Below are 19,620 nucleotides of genomic sequence, written 5' to 3'. Positions count from 1 at the left end.
AATTCTTAGATATAGGCTGCAAAAACCTTATTTATGTCCATAAATGCTCTACTATACTTCTTCTTCCTTCAAATAATGCATAGTTTTATGCCATTAATTAAAAATTCAGACAATTTAACAGGATGATTTTAAAGGCTTTTTTAGAAAAAAATAAGCTAAATTCTATTAAAATCCAAAGAAACTTTCATAAAAATTTAATACTTTATCTTTCATTTAAATCTCTTAATAGAATCTAGCTTTTTAATTAATATTTATTTTTCATTCATTAAACCTAATTTATCAAATATCATAAATGATATACTTAAAATCATAGCAACTATAGTAGCAAGTCCCATTCCTTTAATTTCTATTGCACCAAATCTTACTGCTATATTACTTAAACCAACTATCATTGTAACTGATGTTAATATTAAGTTTTTTGATTTTGAATAATCAACTTTCTCTTCTATGAAAGTTCTTAATCCTGAGGTAGCTATAGTACCAAATAAAAGCAAACTAACTCCCCCTATTACCGGTGTTGGTATGCTTCTTATTAAAGCTGATAAGCTTCCTGAAAATCCTAAGATTACAGATAAAACCCCAGCTCCACAAATTACGTAGGAACTATAAACCTTTGTTAATGCCATTACTCCGATATTTTCACCATAAGTTGTAGTAGGAACTGATCCAAAAAATCCAGATATCATAGTTGATAAACCATCTCCTAAAAGTGATCTATTAAGTCCAGGATCTTTAGATAAATCTTTTCCAACTATGCTACTTGTTACTACTAAATGGCCAACATGCTCTGCAACTACTACAAAGGTTGCAGGTAAAATTGTTAAAATTGCATTTAAACTTGGTTTAGCTATATGTATTTGTGGCAATACAAAGAGGCTTGCCTCTTTTACTTGTGTAAAATCTACTAGTCCTAAAAAACAACTAACTAAATATCCAGTAACTATACCTATTAATATAGGTATTACCTTTAAAAATCCTCTTAATAATACTGAAGCTAAAATTACAGTTATTATTGTAATCATTGAAACTAATACCCATGTTGGATTTAAAACCTTAGAATTTGATAAGCCTACTGGGAAACCAGCCATATCTGCTGCTGTTGGTGCTAACTCTAATCCTATTATTGTTACTATAGCCCCCATAGAAGCTGGTGGAAATAATTTTCTAATCCATCCTGTTCCTACAAAACCCACAATGATTGCTATGGTAGCAAACAATAATCCTGATACTACAAAGCCACTTTGTACTTCAGTGAAGGAATATCCCTCTCCCATTAAAAGTAATACTGGTGATATAAATGCAAAACTCGATCCTAAATATGCTGGAATTTTTCTTTTTGTTATGAAAGCATATAATAAAGTTCCTATTCCATTAAAGAATAAGACCGTTGCTGGATCAATATTTAAAAGAATTGGTACTAAGACTGATGATCCAAACATTGCAAATAAATGTTGGACACTTAAAGGAATTGCTTTTTTTAGAGGTAACTTGTCCTCTACTCCTATGACTTCTAGTAGTTCTACCTCTTTATTTTGTACAGATTCTGTCATATTATTATCCTCCCTTTTCTAGACTCTCAGGTCTAAATTAAAAGTTTATATAAAATATAGCATACCGTTCATAATAATTCAATATTTTTTTGTCGCATTTTATGTTATAATAAGTATTCATGTGCATAAAAATAGTTTTTTTGCATTAACAAATTATTAAAATTTAAAGAAGAAAGGACAGAACTTAATGATTACAGTAAATAATGTAAGCTTAAGATTTGGTGGAAGAAAACTTTTTGAAGATGTTAACTTAAAGTTTACTCCTGGAAATTGCTATGGGGTTATTGGCGCAAATGGTGCTGGTAAATCTACATTTTTAAAAATATTAGCTGGTGAAATAGAACCTAATACAGGAGAAGTTTCAATTCCTGCTAAAACTAGAGTTTCTGTTTTAAAACAGGATCATTATCAATATGATGATTGTGAAGTTTTAAAAACAGTTATAATGGGAAATCCAAGATTATTTGAAATAATGGAAGAAAAAGATGCTTTATATGCAAAGCCTGATTTTTCTGATGAAGATGGAATAAAAGCTGCTGAACTTGAAGCAGAATTTGCAGATTTAGATGGATGGGAAGCAGAATCAGAAGCTTCTTCATTACTTCAAGGCTTAGGAATAGGTACTGAGCTTCACTATAGCCATGTTAGAGACCTTAAAGGTGATGAGAAGGTTAAAGTTCTTTTAGCTCAAGCCTTATTTGGTAAGCCAGATGTACTTATCCTTGACGAGCCTACAAACCACTTAGACATAAAAGCTATCACTTGGCTTGAAAACTTCTTAGGAAACTTTGAAGGTACAGTTATAGTTGTATCCCATGATAGACATTTCTTAAACATGGTTTGTACACAAATATGTGATGTTGACTTTGGAAAAATCAAATTATACGTTGGTAACTATGATTTCTGGTATGAATCAAGTCAACTTGCTCTTCAAATGGCTAAAGACCAAAACAAGAAAAAAGAAGAAAAAATTAAAGAACTTCAAAACTTCATTGCTAGATTCAGTGCTAATGCTTCTAAATCTAAGCAAGCTACTTCTCGTAAGAAGTTATTAGATAAGATTACTTTAGATGATATTCAACCTTCAAGCAGAAAATATCCTTTCGTTGGATTTAAGCCTGAAAGAGAAGTTGGAAACGACATTCTAGAGGTTAATGGAATATCAAAAACTGTTGATGGAGTTAAACTTCTAGACAATGTAAGTTTCAGAGTTAACAAAGATGATAAGATTGCCTTTGTCGGAAATGAAAGATCAATAACTACTTTATTTAAAATAATAAATGGAGAAATGGAACCAGATTCAGGAGATTATAAGTGGGGTGTAACTATAACTAATGCTTACTTCCCTAAAGATAACACTGAATTCTTTGAGAATTGCGAATTAAACTTAGTTGATTGGCTTAGACAATTCTCTGATGAAAAATCTGAATCTTACTTAAGAGGATTCTTAGGAAGAATGTTATTCTCAGGTGAAGAAGCTCTTAAACAAGCTTCTGTATTATCAGGAGGAGAAAAGGTTAGATGTATGCTTTCTAAATTAATGCTTAGCTCAGCTAACGTTTTAACTTTAGATCAACCAACTAACCACTTAGACTTAGAATCAATAACAGCAGTAAACAATGGTTTAGCAGATTATAAGAGCGTATTATTATTTGCTTGTCACGACCACCAATTTGTTGAAACTATAGCAAACAGAATCATAGAATTAACTCCAGAAGGAATTAAATTTGATAAAGTTTGCACATATGATGAATATTTAGAAACTAAGTAATAAAAAGAGCGTGTGTTGAAACTTTTATTTCAATACACGCTCTCTTAATTTTATACATTAGCATCACTTATGGTTTTAAACTCATACCCTTCTTCTTTATAATATTTTATTATTTCAGGTAATACTTTTACTGTCTTTTCTTTTCCAAAGGTATCATGCATAAGTAAAACTACTTGATTTTTTCCCCTTGATGTTCTTTTTACATAATCAATCATTTCATTTAAGGTATAAGGTTTTCCTTCTGCATCACCATTTAAAGCATTCCAATCTATACTTACTATTTTATTACTCTCTAAATTATTATTTAACTCTTCTAAATTTCTATCCTTATAATATACTCTACTATTATACCCTCCTGGCATTCTTAAAACATTTGTATCAAACTCAACACCAAGAACATCCCTCATTATATCATTTGTTCTTTTAAATTCATCCATAAAATAATTAACATCTGTTATATTTCCTGGATAAAGCTTTTTAAAATTGTGACTATAACTGTGATTGGCTATAGCATTCCCCTCTTCTATGGCTCTTTTTAAACTCTCCTTAGGTGCTTGTCCAGAGTCTAGTCTAGAACCTAACATAAAAAAAGTCCCCTTTACATTTTCATTTTTTAATATATCTAAAACTTGTTCTGTAAGTGGACTTGGTCCATCATCAAAGGTAAGAAAGACATATTTTTCATTTCCTTCATAAGAACCTTCTACCATTTTACTTACATCTTTTACATTAACAGCATAATTTTTACCATCAAAAGTAACATTTCTACCTGGAACAATATCTGTTGATTTATATTGTGGAAGCTCAACTGTAGCTTCTTCCATCACTAATTCTTTATTTTCACCTTCATCACCTGTATTGCCCTTAGCTACTTCAACTTTATGATTTAAAGCAATTCTTGTCCCTAAAAAGACTAAAGCAACTATAGCAATTAATACTACCCCAATTCTTCTTCGTATATATTTTTTCTCTAAATTCTTCTTTTTTCTTTTGCTCAAAGTCTCCTTACTCATAATACCTCCAAAACACAACTTAATTTATTTTATTATATAAAAATTTCACTTTTGAAATGGTAAGTTTTTTATTACAGAATAGTTTTATTTTATGTACTTTTTTAATATTAATATTAAGTTTTTAAATAACATATTTCTCTATACAAATAGTATACTCAAAAGAAAAATTTATATTATTTTATAAAAAAGTAACTCTATCCTTTTTTGCTTATTTAATGTAAATAAGTTATTAAATGAATAGAGTTAAATAAATTTAAAATTATTTATATTATTTTTTTCATAAACAATAATCTATACCATCTCTCTAACTATTTCATCAATTTCCTTTAAAGTTACTCTTAAGCTTTTTATATATGGCTTGTTATAATCTTTTTCCCAATAGCCATAGGAAGTTAATACAAAAGTTCCATCATCTAAAACTTCGTTTCCTGCATATCCACAATCTCCTGATTTTTCAGTAGGAGTAAAATCTTCCATAAGTCTTATTCTATATTGCCCTTCTCTATTATGAACTAAATCATCATAGGTTCCTACCCAAGCAACCCAGTGACCAGCTACCCAGTCATTTTTATCTCCTGTTTTCTTTGAATCTCTTATTATTTCTCTAAAAGTTATTAGTAGTCTTCCTGATATAGGATCATAAGTTGCTTTATGTCTTTCTCCCATTAAAGCTCCTTGAAGTTCTAAAGGCTCAGTCCAAGTTTCACCTTCATCATTGGAAAATGCAATCATAGAATTGTTTTTCTTACCTTGTGATCTAGCTATTAAAGCTAATTGATTTCCATCAGGAGAACGTAATACTTCAATTTCACATAACTGTGCAGTCTTTTCTATTAAGTTATGCTCTTCTAAAAGCCTAACTGGCTCTGTCCAAACCTCTTCTCCACTTTCATCAAAGCTTAAATAAGTTTTCCAGTTATTATAATTAAGATCATGAAAAATTCCAAGCCACTTATTATCCATATCTCCCTTTTTATTCTTAAGCCTAGTTAAACTAGCGTGAGCAACTATTCCTCCATATTTACCTGTAGGAAAATAATGTTTAAATTCACTCCATGTTTTTCCACAGTCATCTGAATATGAGGTTCTAAATCCCTTTTCTCCACCTCTTGGCATTCCAGATATCATTTCAATTCTACTTATACCATTTGGCTTCTTTATTTTATATATAATAGGAGTTTCCTCACTATTATTCCAGCTTACTGGTGTTTCTAATCTTTCACTCCAAGTTAATCCTGAATCCTCGCTTTTCTTAAGAACTATTGGTCCTACACCATGTCCCTTTGGATAAACAACATACATGGTTTTCTTATCATCCATTAGAACTGTTGATGGATGTCCTAAGTAAACTCCTTCTTCTTTATCAACTAAAACCTGTCTATCCTTATCCTTTGATAAATCTATAAAAGGAATATCATATCCAATTTTTACTTCTTGTTTACTTAATTCCTTTACTTCTTCTCTACTTAAGCATCTGTCATATAAATCTAAGTAATCTATATCCCCATGAAAATGCCTTATACCTTCTCCTTTATTATCTAAAGCTCTTCCTATATTCATAGAATTAAGTTCTGTAATCATACTAAGATTAATAGGACTCTTTAAATACCCTACTTCATTACCATCAACATATAGTTTTATTCCCCAATCTCCTAAGGACATAATTACTATGTGCCAAGAATTATCACCATATTTTTTTGCTGATTTTATATGACAAAGTAAATTATGATTTTCCCTTATATAAAGATTTAACTTTCCATCACTTAATCTTAAAACCAATTCACTAGAGTTTTTTGTTGAATTTAATATGCTAAATAAAGTTTTATCCCCACTATTTATATTGCTTCTAAATTTTATAACAATAGTAAATTCCTTTAGATTTTTAATCTTATTAATATCTTCACTTATATCTACAAATTCTTTTAAATCACTAAAAAATCTTTCTTTTACAGAATAACTTAAAACTCCATCTCCCTCTAAGGATTTACATATTTTTTTACCCCTCATTTGCCCCTCCTAAATCTCAAATTCAAATAACCATAATTTTTTCTACTTAGTATAATAAAGTACCCTTTAAATAATCTTCATAAAATATATACTTATAATAACATTAACTTGTTTATATTAATTTTTTATATACAAAATAACAATTTATTGTAACAAATTTTATTTTCTAATTATTTACAACCTAATTTTATATTATAAAAATAAAGAACCATATCAAACTCTAAAATAAAATTTATGACTCTTAAATAAATATATTTTTATCAGATTTTATAAATTTTATTAGGTAAATTTGATATGGTTTTTAAAATTTAATTAGTCAAATTTAAGACCACTTAAAAGATCAGCAAAAGGATTATTTACATCTTCATTTGCTTCCTTTTTCATCTTTTGCATTATTTTATTTACTTCTCTTTTATTTGTTTTGTTATTTTTCTCAAATCTCTTTTTAAATTGAGATTCTTTTTCTCTAAAGTTACAATTTACTCCCGGGCAAACATATATTTTACCTTCTCCATGTCCCCTAAGCTCTAGCTTTTTCTTACACTCAGGACATCTAGCATTAGTTATTCTAGATATATTTTCTCTATATCCACACTCTCTATCTTGGCAAACATTCATTGTTCCATTTTTGCCTTTTACCTCAAGCATATACTTACCACACTGAGGACATTTTTTCCCTGTTAAGTTATCATGATGAAATTTACTTTCTCCAAGCTTAACATCCTCAACTAAAGCAACAGTATAGTTTCTTATATCTTTTATAAATTTCTTAGAATCACCTTTTCCTTTACTTATTCTCTCTAACATCTCTTCCCAATTAGCTGTTAAAAGTGGTGACTTTAAATCCTTTGGTACTAAATCTATAAGTTGTTTTCCCTTAGAAGTTGGAATTATTTCCTTTCCTCTCTTTTCTATTACAAAGGAATTAAATAATTTTTCTATAATATCTGCTCTAGTTGCAACAGTACCAAGTCCTCCAGTTTCTCCTAAAGTCTTTGCTGAAGATTTATCTACTGATATAAATTTTTGAGGATTTTCCATAGCAGATAATAAAGTTCCCTCATTAAATCTTGCTGGTGGCTTTGTTTCTCCTTTTTTAACATTAACCTTAAGAACTTTAAATTCATCTCCCTCTTTTAATTTAGGAAGTTCTTGTTCTTTTATATCCTCTTCTCCCTCATCATCAACTTCTCTATCATAAAGCTTCTTCCATCCTTTAGCTTTAACTACTTTTCCCTTTGCAATTAATTTTTCTCCATTAACTTCACCAGTTAAAGTTGTTTGAATATATTCAAATGGAGGCATTAATACACTTAGAAATCTCTTAACTACAAGCTCATAAACTCTTCTCTCATCAGAACTTAAATTAGCTAGGTTTCCTTTTTCCTCTGTTGGAATTATAGCATGGTGATCAGAAACCTTATTATCATCTACAAAACTTTTGTTTGCTTTTATAGGATTTTTTAATAAATCATTTGCTATAGTTCTAAATTCTCCTGTAGCTACAGCTTTTAATCTATCTGGAATAGTAGAAACTATGTCCTTTGAAATATATCTTGAATCAGTTCTTGGATATGTAAGAAGTTTATGATTTTCATATAATCTTTGCATTATATTAAGGGTCTGTTTTGCTGAATATCCAAAAATTTTATTACAATCTCTTTGAAGCTCAGTTAAATCATATAATTGAGGAGAAAATTTCTTTTTATTACTTTCATTTATATTGATTATTTTTCCTATTTTCTTCTCATTTAAATTAGAAACAACTTTTTCTTTAAAATCATTTTTAAATATTCTTGAATTATTATCCTTATTTATCCATGTAAAATTACATTTATCTGTTTCTATTAAAATAGTACTATACTCTTTTGGTTTAAAGTTTTTAATATCCTCTTCTCTTTGAACTATCATTGCTAAGGTAGGTGATTGAACCCTTCCTGCTGAAAGCTGAGCATTATATTTACAAGTTAAGGCCCTAGTAACATTTAAACCAACTAACCAGTCAGCCTCAGCTCTACACTGAGCAGCCTTATATAAGTTATTGTAATTTTCTCCTGGTTTAAGATTTTTAAATCCATCTAAGATAGCTTTATCTGTTTGAGAGGATATCCAAAGTCTCTTTATAGGCTTTTTAACATGGGCTTTTTCTATTATCCAACGTGCTACGAGCTCCCCTTCTCTTCCAGCATCTGTGGCTATTATTATTTCATCTATATCTTTTCTTTCCATTTGCTTTTTAACTTCATAAAATTGCTTAGTGGCTTTTTTAATAACCTTAAGTTTCATATGCTTAGGAAGCATTGGAAGAGTTTCCATAGACCATGTTTTAAGCTTGTTATCATAATCTTCTGGAGATTGTAATTCTACTAAATGGCCTAAAGCCCAAGTTATTACATAATCCTTTCCTTCAATATAACTTCCTTTATTATTATTGCATTTTAAAACCTTGGCAATTTCTCTACCTACACTAGGTTTTTCTGCTAGTACTAATTTCTTCAATAAAATCATCCTTTCATGATACTACATATATGTAATATCTCTAATAATATACTACCTTAAATATATTTACTTAACAAATAAAATCCTATATTTTTATTAGGCCCATTTCTTTAGTTCATCATAAATCTCTAATTTTAAGTTCTTTAATTTAATCCAATCAAGTTTCTTTTGGGAATAAAATCTCAGCTTAAAATTACCAAGCTTTTTTCTTATTTGAAGTGGATTTGATGTTACTCTTATTTCTTCCATACTAGATCTTTTTATAAAAATTTGTCTTCTATTAAGAGATTTATAGCTAACATAATATAAATCCTTTCCAAAACCTATTTTAGTATTTTTATATAGCAAAGTTCTCTCAATAATAACTACAGGCACGCTTATTAAAAGAGGCCATATCTCATTAGTTAATAAAAAAAATCCTATACTAGAATATAGCGCAACTTGTATTGGAATTGTGAAAAATCTTCTTAAATCTTTCTTTTCTGGCCTGTACACTTCCCCTTCAAATATAAACTCTGGAATAAGATTTTTTAATATATCTCTATATCCCTTTTCATTACATAAAGGAAATATAAGTTCATCTTCCTTAATACTATTTCCATATCCAACTACACAGCATTTTATAGTATAGAACTTAAATATTTGATTTATAATATTTTGCTCTATTTTTACTGCATGTATGCTTTCCATTGGAATTGAATAGCTTCTTCTTGTTATTAATCCATACTCAACTTTTAAATAATTATTATTCCTATATATTGTGAACTTATAATACTTAGATAATATTGCTAAGACAGAAAATATCAATACTATTAATAATAAAATACTAAATAAAAAAAGTGCTGATAAAAATATTGCTAATATTGTATCTCTAGATATTACATTTTCCTCAATAACATTCTTGAAAAAACTGATTAATTCTTGATTTAATCCCTTGTATATCTTACTCATAAAATGTATGCTTGAATATAAAACCCCTATTCCTAATAATATGTTGTTTCTAAGCATTGAAAGTAAAATCAAATGAACAGCTGATATGTTATAGACTAAGGTTTGATTTATTTCTCTTTCATCATGTATTAAATTCCTCATCCTATAACTTAAGTTTCCATAAAGGGATTCTAAATCTTTCTTTTTTAATACCATTATTATTTCTGCATTTTTCTTTGAAGAAGGATATACACTATCAATCTTTATCTTTCTAAGCTTAAAAATTCTATAGATTATATTTCTTTCAAGCTCTATTAAGGATATGCTCCTTAAAGGAATCACCATTTCTTCCTTAAGTAGAGCCCCTTCTCTGTATATTAAAAAATTTTCTTCAATTAAAATACTTGTATTAAACCATTTCACCACAGAAAAAATTAAAATTAACCCTATAGAAATAGAGGTTATTTCCACAATATAATCATTGAATTTCAAAGCTAAAAATATTATTACTGGCCAAGTATTTTTCATAAGCTTAAAAAAGGTTATAAAAATTTTACACCAATGATTTTTTTTATAAAAATTCATTTTTCACCCCTAAACTCTCTCCTGAACTATATAATTGAAAAATTCTACCTGCTCCTTATTAATTGCTGGAATACTAACTTTCCCTCCGGCAGTATAAATATTTATGCTCTTTATTCTTAAAATCATATCTATTGGATTTTCGCATACATTTATGTATTTTATATTATTCCTTTTTATACATATATATCTTTTAAATAACACTCCATATCTAATCTCAATAAAATCACTAAATATAAAATAAGACCACGTAAAATACTTAATTATTGGACATATTAATACTGATATAATAAATATAACTGTAATTAATAATTGTAAAACCCATAAAGTATTATCCATAATTCCATTTAATTGGTTAAAGCTACTAAAACTTTTTAATCTATAAAATCCTAAGCTTAAACCTAAATATAAAAGTGAAAAAATTAAAAATCTAAGAATAATAGATTTAACAATAAATAATTTACTTAATTTATATTTCATTAACTCCTCCTTTAATAAAAAAAACCTATAAGAAAACCATTCTTATAGGCTACCCTCCTCATACTAAAACTTTCCCTAGTATTAAATATTTTACCACATTATAATACTTATTTAAATCATTATATATTCCCATATTTTCAAAGTTACTTTACCTTATATTTATTTAAATTAATTTCCTTTTTAAGTTCAGGTAAAATAAAATTTATCAATTCTTCTTTATTATTCTTTTCCACAATACTTTTTAATTCTTCATAATTATCAAGAATTATTTCTATTATTGACTTTATCCAAATTACCACTTTCTTTTCAGAGGTAACTGTGCAATCATAAGAAATTACTAAATTTAATTTTTCATAAAAGAATTCAACCTTATTTATTTCCTTCATTGTCATTATTGCTTCTTTAATAAGCTCTTCATATTCACAGTTATTTCTTAATCCTCTTAATATTAAATCATTCTTTAATGTAACTTTTCCCCTTTTACTATCAACTACCTTTATATTTGAAGCCATTTTTATTGCACACCTTTTTAAATCAAGCATATTTTTCTCCCTAAATAATATTCTTTATCTAAAGCTTATGATTAATTCCACTTTAAAATTCCACCCTAAAAATAATACAAAATTTAAAAGAGAGCTTCCCAAGATAGCTTTAAATAAAACTTACAAACTTATTAGGAAGATTAAATCTTTACCTTGTTTGTAAGTTTTATTAAAGTTCTCTTAATATACTCTCTTTTTTAAAATTAGTTATTTACTTTTCTCTTGTCTTATAGGTAATGTGATTATAAAAGTACTTCCTTTATTAAGTTCACTTTCTACTCTTATTGTACCATGGTGAAGTTCTATTATACTTTTTACCAATGTTAAGCCTATACCACTACTTCTATATTGTTTTTTAGATATGCTATCAGCTTGTACAAATCTATCAAATATAATCTTTTGTTGCTCCTTAGATATTCCAACTCCAGTATCTTTTATAGCAATTTCTACAGTTTCATTTTCACACTCTCTTATGAAAACTTCAATTGTACCATGTCCATGAGTATATTTTATAGCGTTAGATAAAAGGTTTATAACACATCTTTCAATCTCATTTTTATCACATTCTACATCTAATTCTTCTATTTCAGGATCTATTATAATATCTAAATTATTTTCTTCAATATAAGCTTTTAAACTTAAAGCCGTATCCTCAACTAAAGAAACTATATCCTGCTTTTCTATATTCAATTTATATGCACCTGACTCTATTTTAGATGAATCTATTATATCATTTATTATCTTAAGCAAATGATCAGCATTATTTCTAAGAGTATTAGTATAATCTTCCACTTGATATTTTCCTAAGCAATCTTCCTTATTCTTTAGTTTTATTAGCTGTACTGTAGCTAATATCACATTTAATGGAGTTCTAAGCTCATGTGAAAGATTTACGAAATAATCATTTTTGAATTTTTGCCTTTTTATCATCTCATCTTTAAGATCCGCTGCTTCTTTATAAAGCTTCTCTTTTTCTATATAAAGTTTTTCTTTTTCCTTAGCCTCTTTTTTAAGTTGCTCAGCTCTTTTCTTAACAGTTTTCTCTAAGGCAGTTACATAACTCCACATTAAGAAAATAACTATTACTGCACTTGAAAAATATATTAAATAAGCCGTTGGTGTACGCCATGGTGGTGGCGCAATCTTTAAGTCTAGAGCAGTCACTGGAGTTAAATCTCCATGGTTATCCCTGGCTCTAATTAAAACCTTATATGTTCCAGAATCTAAGGTAGTATAATTAGCATTATTTCTTTTATTAGCAAAAGTCCACTCTTCATCAACACCTTCTAACTTATACTCATAAGTAGTTTTTGTTGTATTTAAATAATCTGGCAAAAAGAAATCAATGGATATATTATTTTCATTATATTTTAAGCTAAGAGTTCCCCCATAGTATGGATAAGTTTTATTATTAACCTTAATTTCATCTATTACTACTTTGCTCTTATTTCTATTGTCTGATAATTTTAAAACGTCCTTAGGATAAAATGCAGTTACCCCATTTATTCCACCAAAAAACATTTCTCCATCTTTACTTTTAAAATAAGATCTGCCGTTAAACTCATTACTTTGTAGCCCATCCATGGCAGTATAATTTATAAACTTATTTGTTTTTTGATCAAATCTAGATAGACCATCATTTGTACTTATCCAAAGATTGTCTTCTTCATCTATAAGTATTCCATATATAAAATTATTAGCTAATCCATTTACAACAGTATAGTTAGTAAATTTATCAGTTTTAGGATCTAGTTTACTTAATCCCGCTTCAGTCCCAATCCAAACATTTCCCTTTGAATCTTTTTCTAAGCAACGCACTCCATTATTTATAAGACTATTGCTATCAAAACTATTATTTAAATAGCTTTTTAGTACGCCCTTATCCTTATCAAACTTTACTACACCACCATCAATACCTATAGTAATCCATAAAAATCCCTCTTCATCTTGTGAAATACTTGTTACAGCATTCTCAACTATACCTACAGCCTTAAAAACATTGGAATAATCAGTGAAAGTTCCTGTTTTATCATCATAGGATTGTAATCCACCTCTTGCTCCTATCCACAATAATCCATCCTTGTCCACAAAAACATTTCTAGCATCCATTTTATTTCGTTCTCTCATATTATCTGGATACTTTAATCTTTCAACATTTCCACTTTTTTTATTTATCTTGTTAACTCCACCTTGAGTTGCAACCCACAAATTATCTTTATCAGCTTCACATATTTGCCAAACTACATTGCTACTTAAGGTATTTTCATCACTATTATTACTATAAAAATTTGTAACTTCCCCAGTCATAGTATTTAATTTATTCAATCCTGCTGAGTTAGTTCCAAGCCATAGCATTCCATCAGAATCTTTATAAATTCCACTCATACTATTATCACTAATAGTATTTTCCTTATCAGGCTCTCTTCTATAATGCTTAAAAGGCTGCTTAGGATTTAATAAACTTATTCCATTATAAGTACCAAACCAAAGCAATCCACTTCTATCTTCATATGCAGTTAATACATTATCGTTAACTAAACTAGTATCATCATAATACCTGCTTTCAAAAAGATGCATTTTTTTATTTTCTTTATTATATTCTAATAATCCATTTTGAGTTGATATCCATAAATTATTATATTTATCTTCATAAATGGCATTTACACTATCTGGAGATATTTTAAAAGACTCTAATTCTTTATCAAAATAAGTAATATCTTTATAATTGCTTGATACTAACATAATATGATTATCTGTTACTATCCATATATTATCATCTCTATCTCTATAAATATTAGAAATTGCCGAATTATCATTATCTAATATATCATTTATAGGTTGAATCTCCTTAGTCTTTGTATTAATTACACTTAAACCTTCGCTTGTTCCAACCCATACATTTCCGTATTTATCCTCACATAAAGAAGTAACTACATTGCTTTTTAACCCCTTAGGTTCTGTATCTTTAAAAATTTGATACATATCACCTGTTTTAGGATTATAAATATTTAACCCTTTTCTAGTAGCTATCCAAATAGTTCCATCACTATGCTTTAATATATCCCATATATTATTATTTGATAGCTTGCTTTTTCCCTCTTCATCCTCAAACATTCTACTTACTTCATTTGTTATTACATTTATTTTGCTTATACCCTTGCTAGTTCCAACAAGAATATTATCATTGTCATATTCTATTAGAGCTGATATAAAACTTGAATTAATACTCTTTTTATCATTTACTAATTCTCTAAAAATAACAAACTCATGTCCATTGTATTTATTTAATCCATCTGATGTCCCAAACCACATATACCCTTTATTATCTTGAATTATCTTATTTACAGTAGATTGGGATAATCCGTCCTTTAATGTTAAATTGTTGAATCTTACTTCTGATTCTCCTAAAGCAAAAACATTTTTGCCTTGAATTAGTATTAGTATTAAGGAGAGAAAAGCATATCTTATAACTAATTTTTTTATATTCAATTTTATTACCTCTCTAAAACTAAAATAACAATTTAATTTTCTCAAAAAACAAGAATATTGTCAAACAATGTCACATCAAATTTAATATTTTATCCTAGTAATATTTATATCTCTCAGAAAATTTTCCATATTATATAATATTAATATCTCATCAAAATTCGTATTTTTCATATATTCACTTACTTTCCATGAAAAACTCCTAAGATCAACCACATGAATTTCCTGAAAGTTTTGACTTAAAAATGGAATTATAGAATTAGCAAAGGAATCTTTAAATATCAATAATTTTTTTCCTAACTTTATATTTTTATTTTCTATAATAGTAAGTCCATTATTTCCCCTAATAAATACTGAGTACTTATCCCTAGTCTTTAACTTATCATAATCATATAAACTTTCAAAAATTTTCCCCTGTATATTCATAGTAATATTATCTATATCATAATAAGTTAAAATATCACTTTCTGCACTAAAAAGCTTAGCCTTTGAAAAATATGTTCCATAAAATCCTGTAGCTTCATTCTTTTTTAAACTATTTAAATCAATAGGTTTTTCTCCTAAGCTTTCAATATAAGCTTTATATGCTAAATATGCCCCATAACTTGTCCAATGGTGATCAGTTTTATAATATATATATTCCTCTTTATTCTTCTTAAATAAACTCACTAAATCTATATTTCTATCTTTATCATTTGCCTTATAAACTTCATTTATAAGATTCTCTTGATTTAAAAGCTTTATTCCCCATGGAATATATTCTTCATAAATGGTATATGAATTTGGAACTATCATAGTAGTAACCTTGCCCTCATATATATCAATAAATTTATTTATGGAATCTATGTTATTTTTAAATCTCTCCTTATCATAAGAAATATTCTTTTCAAACATATAGTTTTCTTTTCCATAAATTATATTGTTATTTTCTAACTTTCCTAGGGTGTACTCACTTATGGATTTTAAGTTTATCCACTGATTTCTAAAAATAAAATTATCATTTATATACTCTTCATATTTATCTCTATATTTTCCCTCTAAAAAAGAACTTATTGAAAATATAGGTTTCCTTGCAAGATTCCTATTTTCCAATTCTGAAAAACTATTATCTTTCTTTACAATATCGAAAAAGGTTAAAATCATTATAAAAGAAAAAAACATATAAACAATTGGATGCTTTTTCATAAAATATTTCCTTTCTAAAATCTAAAATAAAGAAATGGATTATAAGTAGAATCCACTAAATATGCCACTGATAATATAAACACCATCATTAATACTAAGCATTCTAAAGATTTATTTTTCTTTATGAATCTCTCATAAATATTATTTATTAACTTTGTAGATCCTAAAATAGCTATTATAAGAACTAAAAAATAGTTTCTTAAATAATAAATAAAATCTAAAGAAAAATTCATTCTAAATAAATACTTTATACTAAGTAAATCCTCAAAGGAAAAAAGTGCCCACCCAAAAACTATAAAAACTATTGCATATATATGAGAAAGAATCTTATATTTATTTAAATAATTCATTAGAAAAACTTTTTCTATAACAATAAGAAAGAAAAAATATAATCCCCATATTATAAAATTATATTTTGCTCCATGCCAAAAACCAGTTAAAAACCATACAATAAAAAGATTCATTACTGTTCTCTTTTTTCCTAATCTATTCCCTCCCATAGGAATATAAACATATTCCTTAAACCAAGCGCCAAGGGTAATATGCCACCTTCTCCAAAACTCAGTAATACTTCTTGATATATATGGGAAATTAAAATTTTCTGGGAAATCAAACCCAAGCATCTTTCCAAGTCCTATGGCCATAGAGGAATATCCACTAAAATCAAAATAAATCTGAAAGGAAAATGCTATTACGCCAAGCCATAATAAAGGAGTTGATACGTAACTCATTCCAAATTCTTGAATCTCATTCCATAGAAGACCTATATTATTAGCTATTAAAACCTTCTTGCCCATTCCTATTATGAATTCAGTAATCCCCTCTTCAACTTGATTAACTTTAATTTTTCTATTTTTAAGTTCATTTTTTATGTCTGAATATTTTACTATAGGTCCTGCTATAAGCTGTGGAAAAAGACATACATAAGCTCCAAAGTTTATTATATTTCTTTCAGCCTTTATCTTTCCTCTATATACATCAATGGTATATGACATAGTCTGAAAAGTATAAAAACTTATACCTAGAGGTAAGGTTAAATATATTAATGATAAAGAAGTCCCAAGAACTAAATTTATATTTTCAATAAAGAAATTTAAATATTTAAATAATATGAGCATACCTAAATTAAATATAAGAGAGCAAAATAAAAGTACCTTAGTGATTATTTTTTTCTCCCTATATTTTTCAATAAAAATACTTATTGAATAATCTACTCCTATGGATAAAAGCATTATAATAAAATACTTTGGTTCTCCCCATGAGTAAAATACTAAACTTAATATTAATAGAGATAAATTTTTAAATTTATTTGGAGTTAGGTAGTATATTATAAACATTATTGGTAAAAATCTAAATATAAACATAATACTGCTAAATACCATTTTAAATATCCTCAAAATTCAATTTTATATTTCTAAGAGACTTTAATAGTCTCTTTTTTATTATCTTTCTCTCTAAATGCCTTCTAATCTAAAATATGTATTTTAAAATAATAAATAAATTAGTTAAACTTGCTAATACTTACAGAAAAATATAAAAAATTTCTCCTTTCCCTAAGCATAGCAAGTTTAAAAATCAAACTATTAATTTATTATTTCTTTAAATAGGAATTAACCTTTATTTGAATTCCCCTTCGTATATCTTATTTGCTTCTTCTAATTGATCTTGTGGTAATATAAATAGTGAAACATAATTTCCCTTAACCTTAACCTCTGAAGACTCTGCAATCTCTTTTTCCTCTGGATAAAAAGCTTTTCCAATCTTATCTTCTAGAACCTTATCTAAAGACGCTTTTACTGATTCTACTTTTCCCTCCTTAGCCTTTGCAATAATAATTAAGGCATTTCCTGGTGATCTTCCAGTCTCAGAAATTCCATATTCCTCTACATCATCTAAATTTAAATGATAAAGTTCCTTAGCCATTTGATCATCTACAGGCATAGGCATTATAACCATACCAGCGTCTACAAGTTTATTTGTCATATCTGAAGCACTCATAGACATTTTTATATCACTTTGTTCAACATTTTTTCCATTATTATCTTTAGCTCCACAAGAGGTTAATGTAGCCCCTATCATAACTGAGGCTAAAACACTTATTAAAAACTTTTTCATCCCTATATTCACTCCCTAACATACATATTTATTATGTTAAAGCTATTATATCCTATAACCTAATCCCCTCCAATAATTTTGGAATATTGTTAATCCTTTAGTAACTTTTAAAGATTATTTTTTATAATTAAATAATTTTCTTCTAAAATCATCTTAATTAATAATAGATAAAAACTACTATTTAAATAAAAAAAGCATCAAAAGAAATGGATTCTTTGATGCCTTAAAATATATATTTAATTATCTTTTTTTATATACCTTTTTAGGTAAATTACTTTTCTTTTTACTATTGTTTTTATTTGAAGGAACCTTTTTTACCTCTGTTTCATGTATCTTTCCTTCATATAAATAAACTCTAGGAATTTTTATTTTTAATTGTCTTTCACATTTTACTATTATTTTTTCTTCTTTATAATCTGCTAAAGAGTATGCAAAGCCTTTTTCTCCAGCTCTTCCTACACGTCCTACCCTATGTAAGTAGTTTTGAGAATTCATAGGAATATCTAAGTTAACTATATGTGTAGCTCCCTTAATATCTAGCCCTCTAGCTGATACATCTGAAGTTATTAAAACCTTAGCTTTTCCACTTCTAAAATCTTGAAGTGCCTTCTTTCTCTCCATTTTATTATCACTTCCATGAAGAGAAACTGCCTCTATTTTATTATACTTTAACTTTTGAATTACATTATGTACATTATAGCTATTATTTATAAAAACTATTATTTTTTTCTCATCCCCTATAGCATGTATAAGCTTTCTTAAAAAGTCTATTTTATCTCTTAATTCTACTTGAAAATATCCATGTTCTATATTTTCATTAACCTTGTTTGCAGATTTTGCTTGAATAAGCTCACTAGTTCCTATTAATTCATCTGCAGTTTCTAAAGCTTTTTCATTCATTGTAGCTGAGAATATAAGCTTTTGAGTATCCCTTGGACAAGATTTAACAACACTTTTCACATCTTTTATGTTTATAAAATCTAATAGTTTATCACCTTCATCAATAACTATTGTCTTTATGGTATTAGTTGTTATTTTTTTCTTATTTATAAGCTCTAAAATTCTCCCTGTAGTTCCAACAAGTATATGAGGCTTATTCTTAAGCTTCTCCATTTGTCTCTTTATATTTCCGCTTCCAACTAAAGTTGTTGAAGTTATCTTTTTTCCAAGTCCTCTTTTAAGATCATTTAAAACATTGTTTATCTGAACTCCTAATTCATGAGTTGGTGAAAGAATAATAGCTTGCATATCATTTTTTGAATCATCAATCTTTTCTATTATAGGAAGTAAATATGCTAAAGTTTTTCCTGTTCCTGTTTCAGCTTTTCCTATTACATTTTTACCTTTTAAAATTTCAGGTATAGCTTTTTCCTGAATATCTGTTGGCTCCTCTATTCCTAATCCTACTAAAGATTTTAAAACCTCTTCACTTAATCCTAACTTTAAAAATTTATCCATTA

At 27.5% G+C, this 19,620-nt stretch carries 13 protein-coding genes; 1 reads left to right on the top strand and 12 read right to left on the bottom strand.

Annotated elements, in window-relative coordinates; genetic code table 11:
• Positions 1-251 precede the first annotated feature (251 nt).
• Positions 252-1,550: a uracil permease gene (uraA, locus tag I6G60_RS07830; RefSeq protein WP_003455941.1), complete on the bottom strand. Its 1,299-nt coding sequence runs from the start codon at positions 1,548-1,550 to the stop codon at positions 252-254.
• Positions 1,551-1,737: 187 nt separating this feature from the next.
• Here uraA and I6G60_RS07825 point away from each other — a divergent pair, with 187 nt between their 5' ends.
• Complete coding sequence (locus tag I6G60_RS07825; protein ID WP_003456099.1) at positions 1,738-3,321, top strand: ABC-F family ATP-binding cassette domain-containing protein; 1,584 nt, start codon at positions 1,738-1,740, stop codon at positions 3,319-3,321.
• A gap of 50 nt (positions 3,322-3,371) precedes the next feature.
• On the opposite strand, the gene I6G60_RS07820 is transcribed toward I6G60_RS07825, so the two are convergent.
• The 11 genes from I6G60_RS07820 to I6G60_RS07770 all read right to left on the bottom strand — a co-directional run bounded on the left by I6G60_RS07820 (position 3,372) and on the right by I6G60_RS07770 (position 19,618).
• Positions 3,372-4,334 (bottom strand): polysaccharide deacetylase family protein, encoded by a 963-nt coding sequence (locus I6G60_RS07820; protein ID WP_003455997.1) that lies wholly within the window; start codon positions 4,332-4,334, stop codon positions 3,372-3,374.
• A 291-nt stretch (positions 4,335-4,625) separates the two neighbouring features.
• Positions 4,626-6,341 carry a sialidase family protein gene (locus tag I6G60_RS07815; protein ID WP_003456009.1) on the bottom strand — a complete coding sequence of 572 codons (1,716 nt, stop codon included), beginning with the start codon at positions 6,339-6,341 and terminating at the stop codon, positions 4,626-4,628.
• A gap of 312 nt (positions 6,342-6,653) precedes the next feature.
• Positions 6,654-8,840: a DNA topoisomerase III gene (locus I6G60_RS07810; RefSeq protein ID WP_151220961.1), complete on the bottom strand. Its 2,187-nt coding sequence runs from the start codon at positions 8,838-8,840 to the stop codon at positions 6,654-6,656.
• A 96-nt stretch (positions 8,841-8,936) separates the two neighbouring features.
• Positions 8,937-10,355, bottom strand: coding sequence for a PH domain-containing protein (locus tag I6G60_RS07805; RefSeq protein WP_003456035.1), 1,419 nt, complete (start codon positions 10,353-10,355; stop codon positions 8,937-8,939).
• Positions 10,356-10,364: 9 nt separating this feature from the next.
• A complete protein-coding gene (locus I6G60_RS07800; RefSeq protein WP_003456094.1) occupies positions 10,365-10,832 on the bottom strand; it encodes a PH domain-containing protein in 468 nt (155 codons plus the stop codon).
• Between the two features lie 143 nt (positions 10,833-10,975).
• Complete coding sequence (locus I6G60_RS07795) at positions 10,976-11,374, bottom strand: hypothetical protein (protein WP_003455939.1); 399 nt, start codon at positions 11,372-11,374, stop codon at positions 10,976-10,978.
• Positions 11,375-11,581: 207 nt separating this feature from the next.
• Positions 11,582-14,863 (bottom strand): ligand-binding sensor domain-containing protein, encoded by a 3,282-nt coding sequence (locus tag I6G60_RS07790; protein ID WP_197925697.1) that lies wholly within the window; start codon positions 14,861-14,863, stop codon positions 11,582-11,584.
• 81 nt (positions 14,864-14,944) lie between these two features.
• The gene (locus I6G60_RS07785) at positions 14,945-16,045 is read right to left on the bottom strand and encodes a DHHW family protein (protein ID WP_003455977.1); all 1,101 of its coding nucleotides are present in this window, start codon (positions 16,043-16,045) and stop codon (positions 14,945-14,947) included.
• Positions 16,046-16,059: 14 nt separating this feature from the next.
• Positions 16,060-17,427 carry an MBOAT family O-acyltransferase gene (locus I6G60_RS07780; RefSeq protein WP_003455894.1) on the bottom strand — a complete coding sequence of 456 codons (1,368 nt, stop codon included), beginning with the start codon at positions 17,425-17,427 and terminating at the stop codon, positions 16,060-16,062.
• A 235-nt stretch (positions 17,428-17,662) separates the two neighbouring features.
• The gene (locus I6G60_RS07775) at positions 17,663-18,160 is read right to left on the bottom strand and encodes a DUF4358 domain-containing protein (RefSeq protein ID WP_111744244.1); all 498 of its coding nucleotides are present in this window, start codon (positions 18,158-18,160) and stop codon (positions 17,663-17,665) included.
• 240 nt (positions 18,161-18,400) lie between these two features.
• Positions 18,401-19,618 (bottom strand): DEAD/DEAH box helicase, encoded by a 1,218-nt coding sequence (locus tag I6G60_RS07770; RefSeq protein WP_138329754.1) that lies wholly within the window; start codon positions 19,616-19,618, stop codon positions 18,401-18,403.
• Between the last annotated feature and the right edge of the window lie 2 nt (positions 19,619-19,620).

The organism is Clostridium perfringens (assembly GCF_016027375.1).
Lineage (GTDB): Bacteria > Bacillota > Clostridia > Clostridiales > Clostridiaceae > Sarcina > Sarcina perfringens.
The sequence above is the reverse complement of the archived record's forward strand: the minus strand, read 5'-3'. Positions and strand labels throughout refer to the sequence as shown.